Origin of the sequence: Pseudoalteromonas sp. bablab_jr010 (assembly GCF_016464105.1) — a bacterium.
Classification (GTDB): Bacteria; Pseudomonadota; Gammaproteobacteria; order Enterobacterales; family Alteromonadaceae; genus Pseudoalteromonas; species Pseudoalteromonas simplex.
In genome coordinates this window covers 1-13,458 of the sequence record NZ_JACDWV010000053.1, presented here as the reverse complement: position 1 = coordinate 13,458, position 13,458 = coordinate 1, and the positions used below count along the sequence as shown (strand labels likewise).

The following is a 13,458-nucleotide window of genomic DNA, read 5'->3' as shown; positions in this document are numbered from 1 at the left end:
CAATCTGGCGCAGATCTCATCGTAGAGCTGGGACTAATGTTAGTCTCTAATAGACTCTGAATACATTAGCGCAAACCATCTCCGTTATTTTTAGTTATTAACTTGCAAAACGGGGCGTACCATACATTCTGTCCAAAAACGAGTTTACCCGACCCTCCGCTTTTCGCTCAAATAAGACCCCGAAAAATGGCTCATATAGCTATCTAGGCCAACGCTTTCAAAAACAGAAGTATATTTCCGATAACTACCTTTGAATTCCTATAAACGGAAGTTTGCTTCCGAAATATAGCAATATTGGGTTAGAAACCGGAAGTTTACTTCCGTTTTGTACTTTAAGTTTATAAACCGGTGTTTAATGAAAGCTGGGAAGTCTAGAGGTACAAGCAAACATTGGGTTATTAAATTTAATAATTAGCTTTTAGCTAAATTTAGAAAAACTTTAAAGCTGGTAGTTTGATTATTTGAACTGACCTCTATATTTCCACCGTTTGCTTGCGCTAGAGCTTTAACTATTGCAAGCCCTAAACCAGCTCCATCGCTGTGTCGTTGGCGCGATTTATCGGGTCGATAAAAGCGGTCAAATAAATAAGGTAAATGCTCAGAAGGTATTCTCTCCCCAGTATTAATCACTGAAATACATATTTTATCAGCGGTAAATATTTCACTATTTACTGTGATTGATGAGCCTTTTGGGGCATACCTTATTGCATTGGATAGGAGGTTTGATAATAATTGGCGAAAGTGTAATTTGTCACAATAAAAACAAAGGTTTTGACCTTTTTTCTTAAATGTAATCAATGAGTCTTCAGCCAAAGCATCAAAGTACTCAAATAATGCTTCAATTTCATCATGGCTTTTTAGAGTATTTTGAACGGGTTTAACCAGTCCATTCTGAGTTTTTGCAAGCCAAAGCATATCACTAACCATCTTAGTTAGTCGTTCCAGCTCTTCTAGATTAGAAAACAATAATTCTTGATACTCTAACAACTGTCTTTTTTTAGATAAACCAACCTGTGTTTGAGTGATTATATTTGTTAGTGGAGTACGTAACTCATGCGCAATATCACTAGAGAAATTTGATAAACGAATAAATTCACCTTGGAGCCTGTCGAGCATCGAGTTAAACGACTGCACCATATTAACAAGCTCAATAGGCACTTTATTTTCATCAAGCCTTACATCCATCTTATTAGTTTGGATGTCATGCATTTTCTGACTCAAACCTCGTAAAGGGTTCAATCCTTGATGTATAGCAAACCAAGCCACCAATAAAATGAGTACCGCAGAGCCAAACATAATAGCCCAAAGACTTTGTTGAAATTGATTGAGAAAGTGTAAATGAAAGCTCATGTCTATCGCTGTAGTAATTTTGTATTGCTGTTGCCCAGTACTTAAATTACTCACCAGAGCTCGGTAGGTGTGGGTATCATTTTGCCATGAGGTAATGTTGTTACGGTTAAAGCCAGCTGAAGCATTAGCACTCATTACAAAATCACTAAAATCTCGTTCAGAACTTTGAAAAATGAGCTCTCCTTTTGCGGTATTTACCTGATAGTAAACACCGTGATGACCCGCTACAGCGTTAGATAATTCATTTTTAAGTTTCAGGTTTGATTTATACTGTTGTCTTAAAACTAATTCAATAGATTGATTAATAACATGCAGTTCACTACTATCTTGCTGGAAAAAATGATGTTTTATCGAACTATTTATTAAGGTGGCAACTAAAGTTAAGCACGCAATAACGGTTACAGCGACAAACAACACAACACGCATCGTAAGTGATAAAGGCCGTGACTTAATAGCCATCAGTTTCAACCTCTAATTTATAGCCCATACCACGAACCGTATGAATTAATTTAACAGTAAAGTCATCATCAACTTTTGCTCTTAGCCTACGAATGGCAACATCAATCACATTGGTGTCGCTATCAAAATTCATATCCCATACTTGAGAAGCAATTAACGAACGTGGCAGTACTTCACCTTCGCGCCGTAACAATAGTTCAAGTAAGCTAAACTCTTTATTACTCAATAAAATACGCTTGCCTGCACGTTGTATTTTTCGCTTTGGAATATCCATTTCTAAATCAGCAACTATCAGTATATCGTCAACTGTTTGTACTACACCACGGCGAATAAGAGTGCGTACTCTTGCTAAAACTTCAGCAAAAGCAAAAGGCTTTATTAAATAGTCATCAGCACCAAGTTCGAGCCCCTTTACTCTATCGTCTATACTATCGCGAGCAGATAAAAATAGTACTGGGGTTTTGTTATCTGCTTCACGTAGCGACTGTAAAATTTTCCAACCGGATACGTCAGGTAACATGACATCAAGTATTATTACATCAAATAAGTCGGTCATTGCTAGGTGATGACCGTCAAGTCCATTGCGCGCCAAAGAAACCTGAAAACCAGCTTCACTTAGCCCCTGTTTTAAATAATCTCCTGTCTTTGATTCATCTTCAACAACTAATAAGCGCATACAATTCCTTCATTAAAGTCCTAACAACTACCTCTGCAAATATTATGCAGTATCTGTCACTACAGCAACATGACACCAACATTACAACTTTGTAATGTTCGCGTCATGTTTAAGACAGGTCTATTTTCTATACTCAATACATATTCTGGTATGAAGGAGTAAGGAAATGGGGTTTAAAAAGTCATCACAACAGGTTAGCACACCACGAAGACGATTTGTTCAAGGCTTAATTGCAGGAGGTGTACTTGCTGCTTTTCCGAGTGTATTACATGCTGCATCATCTTTAGTAACAGGAACAATAACAGGCACTGTGCCCGAACTTAGCGGCAAAGTAATTGATCTGGTTATAGATGAATCGCCGGTTAACTTTACTGGCGTAGTACGTATGGCGACAACTATCAATGGCTCTATACCCGCCCCTACCTTGCGCCTCAAAGAAGGCGATGACGTTACTATTAGAGTAACAAATAAGTTATCAGTACCGAGTTCAATTCATTGGCATGGCATTATTTTACCGTACCAAATGGATGGCGTACCTGGTATCAGTTTTAAAGGCATTATGCCTGGCGAAACCTTTGTTTATAAATTTAAATTACAACAAAGCGGTACATATTGGTATCACTCACATAGTGGCTTTCAAGAAATGACTGGCATGTACGGTGCATTAATTATTGAACCGCGAGAAAAAGATATTATTAGTGCAGATAACGAGCATGTTATTCAATTATCTGATTGGACTGATGATGACCCAATGGCGCTGTTCCGCAAATTAAAAATACAGAGTGATGTATTTAACTTCAATCAGCCCACTGTTCCAGAATTTTTTGATGACGTTTCAAATAGCGGTGTTTCGAATGCTTTGCAACGCCGCAAAATGTGGAATCAAATGAGAATGAATCCTACAGATTTAGCTGACTTATCTGCATCAGCAATGACCTTTTTAATGAACGGTAGTACGCCAATGTCAAATTGGCGAGGAATGTTTAAAGTTGGAGAAAAAGTAAGACTTAGGTTTATTAATGGCTCAAGCAATACTTTTTTTGACGTTCGTATTCCAGAACTAAAACTAACAGTTGTACAAGCTGATGGGCAAAACGTTGAACCAGTGACAGTTGATGAATTTAGATTCGGCCCTGGTGAGACCTACGACGTAATTGTTGAGCCTAAAAATGATGCCTATACGATTTTTGCTCAAAGTATGGATCGCTCTGGTTACGCAAAAGGAACTTTATCAAGCTCGCCTAATATTGATGCGCCAGTACCTGCACTTGACCCTGTTGAATGGTTAACGATGACCGATATGATGGGCAATATGACCCACGGCGGTGAGCATTCTGCAATGGCAGGTATGGCTGGCATGTCAGGTATGAACTCTAAAGAAATGGATCATAGCGCTATGGATCACGGTCCAATGGCGATGGATCATAGCAAACATGGTATGTCTGAAAACCCATTAGCGGTTGCCAGCTCTAAAGTGCGTCATGCAAAAACGGAGTATGGAGCTTCAGTTGATATGCGCGTTGATATGCCGAGAACAAATCTTGATGATCCTGGTATTGGTTTACGTAAAAATGGTCGTCGTGTTTTAACACTTGCAGATTTACACTCACTTGAAGGGATCACTAACCAGCAAGAGCCAGAAGCTGAAATTGAGCTGCATTTAACCGGAAATATGGAACGTTATAGCTGGTCATTTGATGGCTTAGAATTTGGTAAAAGCACGCCAGTGCATATGAAGCATAACCAACGTTTAAGAGTTATTTTACAAAACGATACCATGATGACGCACCCTATGCATTTGCATGGTATGTGGAGTGATTTAGAAAACGAGCAAGGTGATGTGCAAGTGCGACGTCATACGATACCTGTTCAACCCGCACAAAGAATCAGCTTTTTAACCACCCCTCACGATGTAGGTCGCTGGGCTTGGCATTGCCATTTATTATTCCATATGGATGCCGGTATGTTTAGAGAGGTAGTCGTATCATGAAACAATTAAAACTATCTAAATCATTAGGTTTATTAATGTTAACAGGGGCTTCATTAATTAGTTTCCCTTTATTAGCGCAAAGTGAAATGGCACAAATGAATAGCGCTAAGATGCAACCACAAGGAGGAAGTGCACCTAAAGATGCAAGAGACCCCCATGCTTACTCTGCGGGAACAACTTTAACAGAAGGCCCATATGCGCTTGAGGGCAATGAGCGATTAACACTCGCTGATGAGCATCCATTTTACGCATTACTAGGCGATCGTCTTGAATATAACGAGCAAGCAAACGCAGGTGTATTTGACTTACAAGCATGGTACGGCACTACCTTTGATCGATTGGTAATTAAAACCGAGGGTGATTTCAGCGAAGGAAGTATTGAAGAAAACCAAACCGATATTTTATGGGGTCACGCCGTATCAGCATATTGGGATACTCAAGCAGGTGTTCGTCTTGATTACAATAAAGAAGGTGAAAATCGGCAATGGTTAGCTTTTGGCTTACAAGGTTTAGCCCCTTATTGGTTTGAACTTGATATGACAGCATACGTAGGTGAGCGAGGCAATACCGCATTTACGTTAGAGGCAGAGTACGAACTATTACTCACGCAAAAGCTAATTATACAACCGCGAGCCGAAATTACACTTTATGGCAAAAACGATAAACAAAACGAACTTGGAAGTGGCCTATCAAGCAGCGCGATTGGCTTTAGGGTTCGTTATGAATTTACACGCCAGTTTGCGCCCTATATTGGCGTTGAATGGAGCAATAAATTTGGCAATACCGCCGACTATGCCACATCAAGTGGACAAAGTAACAACAACACCGCATTTGTTGCGGGTATTAAATTTTGGTTTTAATCATTTTAAATAAGAGGTAATTATGAAGTTTTTTAATTCTGCAGTAGCCATTTTAGGTTTAGTGCTTACATTTTCCGCATCAGCGCATATATCACTCAAGCAATCAACACCTGCGCAAGAAGCCATGTTAATGAAAAGCCCAGAGCAACTTTCGTTAACTTTTGGTGGTGAAGTAAGGCTAGCAAAAGTCATCATCAAAGATGAAAAAAATAAATCAATAAACTTTGATTTCAAACCCAGCGCCACCCCAAGCACAGACTTTAATTGGTCATTACCGAGCCTAGCCCAAGGCACTTACACGGTTAAATGGACAGCACTGGGTGGTGATGGACATAAAATGACCGACACGTTTAGATTTATGGTACACAAAAGTGAATCGCATAAGATGATGCAAGAACAATCTAATACCCACAGCAAACATAATCATTAAGTAGCAACATAATGCAATTAAGTGAATGGTCAGTACTCTTATTATTATTAAAACTAGCAAGCTATATAGCAATTGCAGGGCTTGCGGGCACTTTATTAATGCGCTTTATGTGTGGCAACAGCAATGTTGCAGGGCATCAGGTAATTAGCTTTTATCAGTTCTTAAAACGTTGGCAAATTACGTGTGTAGTTACAGGTAGTATTGCTGCACTTTTACAAGTACCAATAGAAGCTGGAGCAATGGCTGAATCAGGCTTTATGGGAATGTTTGACCCCTTTATGCTTGAAATTGTTTGGCAATCAGTCATAGGTGACCAAGCAACGTTTAGAATACCAGCGCTTATTATTGCTCTAATTAGCGCATGTATGTGGAGTGTGGAATCAGATGATAACGTAGCAGGTTATAAAAACGGTGCCGTTATACTAATCATGCTTGGGTTTATCGCTTATAGCTTCACTTTTACTGGGCACAGTGCAAATGAAAATGGGTTAGTGAAAAGTATTTTAACCTTTCACCTTATTGCCATTGCGAGCTGGTTAGGGTCATTGTGGCCGCTTTACAAAAGCTGCACTTTACTACCTACCAGTGAAGTAAAGCGGTTAATGCATTACTTTGGTCAACTCGCTATTGTTATTGTATTTGTACTACTTATTTCGGGCTTAACTCTGCTCCTGCAGTACCTAGAGTCATTTTCTGCGTTGTTTACATCAAATTATGGGCAACTAATTTTATTAAAGCTGTTACTCGTCAGCGCGATGCTGTTACTAGGTGCATGGCATAAGCTTTTTTTAGTCCCGCAAATCACTCAACAACACCATATAAGTATATTAAAACGCTCGATCACTGTTGAAATATTAATTGCCCTATTTGTACTTATTACAACAAGTGTATTTACAACACTTGTTGGTCCGCCTATTTAACGATTAATAAAAAAGGAAAATGTATGTTAATTAAATCCTTTAATTTAAAAATTTTATTGCTACTAATTTTTAGCACTGTTAGTTCTTTTACTGTTAGTGCACATGACGATGAAAAATATTCAAAAAAAGGCAAGGCCTTTGTCAATGTTGATAGCGAGGCTGCAAAAACAGTCAGCCTATTTCATGCATCTCTAAAACAAGGCAATCGCGAAGCTGCACGTAAATTACTGGCCGACGATGTCATCATTTTTGAAGGCGGAAGTGTTGAGCGTTCTGCAGATGAATACGCGAAACATCATATGATAGCGGATATGAAATTCTTAAGTGCTGTTAATAGTGAACTACTAGAGCATCAAGTTTACACAAATGGAGACATAGCTTACTCAATTTCAAGAAGTAAAACTCAAGGAAAGTACAAAGGAAAAGATATTAAGTCTATGGGAATGGAATCAATCACATTAAAAAACACCGATACAGGTTGGAAAATCACTCATATTCATTGGTCAAATTAAGGAGTTAACAATGCGAGTAATCTACATTACCTCAGCGTTATTTTTATCATTAACTATGTCATTTTCGGCGATAAGTATCGAAAAACAACATAAAGCATTAATAACTTATGAGAATTCAGAAAAACCTAAAATTGAGCTTACCGTTTATAAAAGTAAAAATTGTGGATGTTGTAATAAGTGGATTGCTCATTTGAGCGAAAACAATATTCAAACAAAAGCAATTAACGTCAATGACATGGGGACGATTAAATCTCAGTATCAAATAAAATCAAATATGCGGTCATGCCATACAGCCGTTTCAGCCGATGGATTTGTATTTGAAGGTCATGTTCCCGCCAAACATATAAAACAGTTTTTAGCTGAACAACATCCTGAAAAGACGATAGGGCTCTCTGTTCCCGCTATGCCTGCTGGTACGCCAGGTATGGAAATGGGCGATCGCTTTTATAAATATAATATTGAAATGCTTACGCACGATTTACAGCAAAATACTTATAAGCATATTAGCAAATACGCTGAGCAGTTTTAACACTTATGGCACAACTCTTGATGTAATATTAAACATTGATTCAATGATTAAATATATAGTGGGTTTACGCCTAATAACCTGTAAGAATTACCCATTGGTATAAATGATATACAAAGTAAATGATAGAAAGGAGCCATCTAATGTCGCAGTATTTAAAGTTTTTCTTAATGATAGCCACATCAACATTAGTCATGTTTGTACTGATGTATTTGAATACTTATCAGCTAAGTCATGTTTTTTTTAGTGAAACTCGCACTTATATGGCGCTTTATATGGGAGCCATGATGGCAGTGATAATGCTACTTTTCATGCTCAATATGTATAAAGATAAAAAGAAAAATATAACAGTACTCATTGCTAGTGTTACCGTATTTGCGGGAAGTTTATTTTTAGTTCGATCACAAGCGACTGTTGATGATAGCTCATGGATGTCGGCGATGATCCCACATCATTCAATTGCAATACTCACCAGTGAAAGGGCAAAAATCAAAGATAAGCGAGTCCAAGAGCTTGCAACAAATATTATTGAGGCACAGCGTCGTGAGATTAAAGAAATGCAGTGGTTACTAAAGGATATAGAGAAAAATGGCCTAGCAGAAACTCAGGAGCAAGCACAATCTAGGACCGTACCGGATTTTAATGCTAAGTAAAATTTTATACCAATACATAAAAGGGAGCTAAACATGAGTAAATCAGCCCAACTTTTTAGAATGGCCACAGATGAGCATATTTGTCCGTTTGGTTTAAAATCAAAAGACCTACTAGAGCGAGAGGGATATACAGTTGATGATCAGCTATTAACTTCTCGAGAGCAAACAGATGAATTTAAAAAACAACACAGTGTAGAAACTACACCTCAAACATTTATTGATAATAAACGTATAGGTGGCTATGACGACTTACTCGATTACTTTGATAAGCCAAAAGCTGGGCAAGAAGGTACAACTTACACGCCCGTGATTGCGATTTTTTCGGTTAGTTTTTTGCTTAGTGTGGCATTTAGTTTTGCAGCGAATAATAGCTTATTATCAATGCAAACCGCTGAACTGTTTGTAGCCCTAACAATGGCAGTGTTAGCAATACAAAAGCTTCAAGACTTATTTAGCTTTACTAATTCATTTATAACCTATGACTTAGTCGCTATGAAAGTAGTCAGGTACGCCTATGTTTACCCATTTTTAGAAGCATTTGTTGGCATTGGAATGATAGCCGGATTACCAGCCTATATTATTGCCCCTATTTCATTGTTCATAGGTGGGGTTGGTGCTGTTTCAGTGATAAAAGCAGTCTATATAGATAAACGAGAGTTAAAATGTGCGTGTGTAGGCGGTGACAGTAACGTACCACTAGGGTTTATCTCCCTAACAGAAAACCTGTTTATGATCGCTGCCGGTATTTGGATGTTTGTTAAGTAAACAACAGCTTTAATTTAAAAACATGATGATGTACTAGTGTGATTACCAAGGGATTATGTCGCTCTAATTACCGAGCGACTTTGTCGTAAATAGCATATCAGCTGTACTACAATATCAGCTGTACTAGCTCATATCAGATCTCACAGTTTAAGTGAATAAGTTTAGACTTCATCAGGCAGACTGCTATGAGCGAGTTACGGACATTGAACATATGCTGGTGAACGTGGATATTCTAATATTTTACAGTTAAAAAAAAATGTCTCAACAAAACTAATGGACTTGTAGCCATTAAAGTATGATGAAATCTACCCGAGAAAAGAGTCCTAATATTCAGAGTAATATTGCGTGTAGTGCTGTAAATCATTTTTTCAGTTTTTCTTAAGTAAATCTTAAGGTTTGCCTGATATTTTATTAAGACACTTTTTATTTAGCCGATAGGTTTCTTTAATTGCTTGACTTATCGGTGATTAATTTGCAAATTTATTATCGCTAATAACTAAAAAACAGGGATTTATATATGTTATCAGTTGTACTTCCTGCCAAAGACGAAGCCGAAAATATTGGCCATCTTATTGAAGAAATTCATACCAGCCTTGCTGATTTATACCCGTTTGAGATTATCGTTGTCGATGATGGCTGTAGTGATAGTACCTTTGAAACCGCCCTCGAAACTGGAAGAACATTAGGCTGTGATGTAAAAGCTATCAAACATGCCTACAGTGTCGGACAAAGCACAGCGATTGTGTCGGGTGTGTTACAGGCGAAATACACCTTGATGGCGACCCTTGATGCCGACGGACAAAACGATCCGGCTGATTTGCCTAAATTAGTTGAGCGCGCTCAACAAATAGAAGCCGCTAATTTTTGCGTAATTGGCTACCGTAAAAACCGAAAAGACACGCCTTGGAAACGTTTTCAGTCGCGTTTTGCTAATAAATTCCGCGATGCTATTTTACATGATGGTGTGCCAGATACCGGCTGTGGTTTGAAAGTAGTGCCCACAGCCACATACCTAAGGCTACCACACTTTAACCATATGCACCGTTATATTCCTGCTTTGGTCAAACGTATGGGAGGCGAAGTGCAAGTGCAAGAAGTGAACCACCGCGATCGTGAACATGGTCTATCAAAATACACGGCTTGGAATCGAGCTTGGGTCGGTATTGTTGATGTATTAGGCATGATGTGGCTTATTCGTCGTGGCAAAGTGCCAATGGTTAATGAAATTCAAACGAGTAACACTAGTGACGATTAACAGGCTCGCTAAATTTATTGTTAGTTTGTCGTTATTTATTGCGATAGCGTTTGCAGTTCAACAAGGTTTTTTTGAACATATCGCTGACAGTAACTGGGTCGCTAAGTTTGTTAAAGAACAAGGCAAACAAGCCGTTGTTGTATTGATGGCGATGGGGGCTGCCTATGCCGCTCTTGGTGCGCCACGCCAATTGTTAGCGTTTGCGTTTGGTTTTGCTTTTGGGGCTGTTGAAGGGGCACTTTTAGCGTTAGTAGCAACAGAGCTCGGTTGTATTTTGTCATTTTACGCCGCCAAATGGTTGTTTCGCTCAAGCTTGCAACGCAAATTTAATAAAAGTTTAATGAAATTTGAACGCTTGGTTAAAGACAATACCACCTTAAAGGTATTGATGATTCGGTTGTTACCTATCGGCAGTAACTTGTTTACTAATGTCGCAGCTGGAGCAACTACAGTACCGGCTCAGGGGTTTTTTCTTGGTAGCTTTATTGGCTACATTCCACAAACCTTAATTTTTGCCTACGCTGGCGCTGGAATTGGTTTATCAGAGCACGAAAAAATACTCATCAGTATTGCGCTGTTTATTGTTTCATCGGTAATTGGCTCACTGCTTTATCGCAGTCAATTTCGTCGTAAAGTACAAGAACTATAAAGAAGTTAGGTTATGAAAAATATAATAAAAACCTTCGAACAAGATGATTATTACGCCGTCTTAAAAATCTTACTGGCCTTTGCCGCTGTTATTATTTTATTAGGTATTGGTATTCGTTCACCGTGGCCTGCTGATGAACCTCGATTTGTTGAAGTAGCCAGAGAAATGGTTGCCACTGGCAATTGGCTATTTCCAATGCGTGGCGGTGAATTTTATCCTGATAAACCACCAGTTTTTATGTGGTCAATCGCTCTTTTTTATTCACTTATTGGCAACCTAAAACTGGCATTTTTACTGCCAAACGCCATCTGTGGCTTGATCACTTTATTTTTGGTGTATGATCTTGGGGCAAAACTCCATAGTGTTCGCGTGGGTCGCAATGCCGCTTTACTTTTATTAATTACACCACAATTTTTGATCCAAGCTAAAGCTGCCCAAATTGATGCGATGGTGATGTGTTGGATAACGATTGGTTGTTATGGCTTTATCCGTCATTTCATTTTAGGGCCCAATTGGCGCTGGTATTTTATTTCGTGGGCATTTATGGCGCTCGGCATTATTACTAAAGGGGTAGGTTTTTTACCTGTACTCATGTTTATTCCCATCATTGCTTATCGCTTGGCGAATAAAGACTATTTTAAAGGCAGGCTCACCTTCGCTTGTTGGTTAGGTTTTGTGCCCTTTTTCTTGGTGTTGGCGGCTTGGTTTGTACCGATGATGATTACGGTGGCAGAGCAAGCGACCCCTGAATTAATTCAGTACAAAAACAATATTCTGTTCAAGCAAACGGGCGAACGGTACGCCAATGCCTGGCATCACCTTGAGCCTTGGTATTATTTTATTGTTAGTGTAATTCCCGTGATGTGGTTTCCATTACCAATTTTATTGTTGAGCTCGCTAAAGCATGTTTATCACAAATTAAAAACAGATCCAGTATTGATGATATTGTTTGCTTGGGTTGTGCTTGTGGTGTGTTTTTTCAGTATTAGTCCGGGCAAGCGCGGGGTTTATGTGTTACCTGCATTGCCGATGTTGTCGCTGTTTACCACCATTGCTTACCATGAAGTTAAACTACCGTTATGGTTTAACCGCATCAGCAAAAGCATTTTATGGTTAATTGCTATTGTGCTTGTTGTCGCTTGCATTGGTTTATTAACGGGTCATAAAAAATTAGTGAAACCATTAACCGCATACCCTGAAATGATCCCGTGGGCGGCAGGTTTAGCGTTTATTTTAGCAGCGATATGGTTAGTTAGTTTATGGCGATTACGGTCGAAAAACGCCTTTTTTAATTTAGGAATGGTAATTGTCGCTTCTTGGTTAATAGTGAGTACCTTAGGATATTGGCTAGCCGAGCCCCTGCGCACACCCAAACATGTTATTGAAGAAGTGGAAAACACCTTAGGTCAGCATGGTGAGCGCGGTGAACTTGGGTTAGTGAAATTTAAAGAGCAATTTTTATTGTTTTCACAATTACCAATAACGCATTTTAGTTACCTAGCAACGGATGAAGAAGAAGAGCGTAACGCATGGCTATGGATGGGCGAGAAGGCGGGTCGATTTATTTTAGTGCCAGATGATGCCAACTTAACGTGTTTCGATGTGTCTAACGGGCAAGATATGGGCTACGCTCACAGGCAGCACTGGTTATTATTAAGTGCTAAGCAAATGGCAGAAAACTGCCAAGCGCCAAAAGTTATTAAGCGTTTTAGTGTTCCTAGAGAAGCGTATTAATGAAAATAGCTGTAGTAGGAGCAGGTTTTGTTGGTTTGTCTAATGCCATTTTACTTGCTCAGCATAATAAGGTGGTTATCTACGATATCGTTCCAGCGAAAGTAGATTTAATTAATAGTCGTAAATCTCCCTTTGTCGATAAAGAAATAGAAGCTTTTTTATTTAAAGATGATCTCGATTTTGTTCAGTCACTTGAAAGCGCGTTAGGAATTAAAGCCAAGAAAAATTTTATGCCGATGCAAGCGGGCGATGTTTACCAAACCTTTGCAGATATTGATGACTTATTTAATGTTACTGGCTATAAGCCTAAAATGAGTGTTGAACAGGGCGTTAATAACTTTGTTGACTGGTATCGTGAATTTTATGGTTAAGTGATTTATCTATCCATTTTTGCATAATAGTGACATCTAGAGATGTCCGCCTATATTTCTAATATCAGTAATTATCTGCTGTAATCAAACAGGACACTTTGATAATGGAATATTATCCAATACTATTCATCAAGGTCCGTTCATGGCACAAAACCGACCTCAGTCTCTAACTCATTAATTAGATGGTACGCCCCACCCATTAGCTAAACTCATAGTGTTGGCTATTACAGGAGGAAACCATCATGTCAGTTGCAAAAGTCATAGGTATTGATTTAGGTAAATCAACCTTTCACCTAATTGGTCACGAT

At 38.8% G+C, this 13,458-nt stretch carries 13 protein-coding genes and 2 pseudogenes; 13 read left to right on the top strand and 2 right to left on the bottom strand.

Annotation, left to right across the window (positions count from 1 at the left end; genetic code table 11):
- Positions 1 to 411: 411 nt before the first annotated feature.
- Positions 412 to 1,809 carry a heavy metal sensor histidine kinase gene (locus tag JIG37_RS03580; protein ID WP_024601570.1) on the bottom strand — a complete coding sequence of 466 codons (1,398 nt, stop codon included), beginning with the start codon at positions 1,807 to 1,809 and terminating at the stop codon, positions 412 to 414.
- On the bottom strand, positions 1,799 to 2,485 hold the full coding sequence (locus JIG37_RS03575) for a heavy metal response regulator transcription factor (protein WP_004588805.1): 687 nt from the start codon (positions 2,483 to 2,485) through the stop codon (positions 1,799 to 1,801). Before JIG37_RS03575 ends, JIG37_RS03580 begins: the two co-directional genes overlap by 11 nt.
- Positions 2,486 to 2,651: 166 nt before the next feature.
- Between JIG37_RS03575 and JIG37_RS03570 the strand changes: the two genes are divergently transcribed.
- The 13 genes and pseudogenes from JIG37_RS03570 to JIG37_RS22615 all read left to right on the top strand — a co-directional run.
- A complete protein-coding gene (locus tag JIG37_RS03570) occupies positions 2,652 to 4,475 on the top strand; it encodes a copper resistance system multicopper oxidase (protein ID WP_024601571.1) in 1,824 nt (607 codons plus the stop codon).
- Complete coding sequence (locus JIG37_RS03565; RefSeq protein WP_008109922.1) at positions 4,472 to 5,335, top strand: copper resistance protein B; 864 nt, start codon at positions 4,472 to 4,474, stop codon at positions 5,333 to 5,335. The genes JIG37_RS03570 and JIG37_RS03565 overlap by 4 nt, the downstream gene beginning before the upstream one ends.
- Before the next feature lie 22 nt (positions 5,336 to 5,357).
- Positions 5,358 to 5,765, top strand: a complete 408-nt coding sequence (locus tag JIG37_RS03560; protein ID WP_008109924.1) for a copper resistance CopC family protein — start codon at positions 5,358 to 5,360, stop codon at positions 5,763 to 5,765.
- Between the two features lie 11 nt (positions 5,766 to 5,776).
- Positions 5,777 to 6,685, top strand: a complete 909-nt coding sequence (locus tag JIG37_RS03555) for a CopD family protein (protein WP_008109926.1) — start codon at positions 5,777 to 5,779, stop codon at positions 6,683 to 6,685.
- Positions 6,686 to 6,708: 23 nt separating this feature from the next.
- On the top strand, positions 6,709 to 7,197 hold the full coding sequence (locus tag JIG37_RS03550; protein WP_008109928.1) for a nuclear transport factor 2 family protein: 489 nt from the start codon (positions 6,709 to 6,711) through the stop codon (positions 7,195 to 7,197).
- Positions 7,198 to 7,207: 10 nt separating this feature from the next.
- Complete coding sequence (locus JIG37_RS03545) at positions 7,208 to 7,726, top strand: DUF411 domain-containing protein (protein WP_024032684.1); 519 nt, start codon at positions 7,208 to 7,210, stop codon at positions 7,724 to 7,726.
- A gap of 140 nt (positions 7,727 to 7,866) precedes the next feature.
- A complete protein-coding gene (locus tag JIG37_RS03540; protein ID WP_024032683.1) occupies positions 7,867 to 8,376 on the top strand; it encodes a DUF305 domain-containing protein in 510 nt (169 codons plus the stop codon).
- Between the two features lie 33 nt (positions 8,377 to 8,409).
- The gene (locus tag JIG37_RS03535; protein WP_024032682.1) at positions 8,410 to 9,141 is read left to right on the top strand and encodes a glutaredoxin; all 732 of its coding nucleotides are present in this window, start codon (positions 8,410 to 8,412) and stop codon (positions 9,139 to 9,141) included.
- A 517-nt stretch (positions 9,142 to 9,658) separates the two neighbouring features.
- The gene (locus JIG37_RS03530; RefSeq protein WP_024603948.1) at positions 9,659 to 10,396 is read left to right on the top strand and encodes a glycosyltransferase family 2 protein; all 738 of its coding nucleotides are present in this window, start codon (positions 9,659 to 9,661) and stop codon (positions 10,394 to 10,396) included.
- Complete coding sequence (locus tag JIG37_RS03525; protein ID WP_024603947.1) at positions 10,392 to 11,045, top strand: VTT domain-containing protein; 654 nt, start codon at positions 10,392 to 10,394, stop codon at positions 11,043 to 11,045. Before JIG37_RS03530 ends, JIG37_RS03525 begins: the two co-directional genes overlap by 5 nt.
- Positions 11,046 to 11,057: 12 nt before the next feature.
- Complete coding sequence (locus JIG37_RS03520) at positions 11,058 to 12,779, top strand: glycosyltransferase family 39 protein (protein ID WP_024603946.1); 1,722 nt, start codon at positions 11,058 to 11,060, stop codon at positions 12,777 to 12,779.
- Positions 12,779 to 12,937, top strand: a pseudogene (locus JIG37_RS22620) (UDP-glucose 6-dehydrogenase); the annotation flags it as partial. The gene JIG37_RS03520 and the pseudogene JIG37_RS22620, both read left to right, overlap by 1 nt.
- Before the next feature lie 15 nt (positions 12,938 to 12,952).
- Positions 12,953 to 13,150: pseudogene (locus JIG37_RS22615) on the top strand (protein CapI); the annotation flags it as partial.
- Positions 13,151 to 13,458 lie beyond the last annotated feature (308 nt).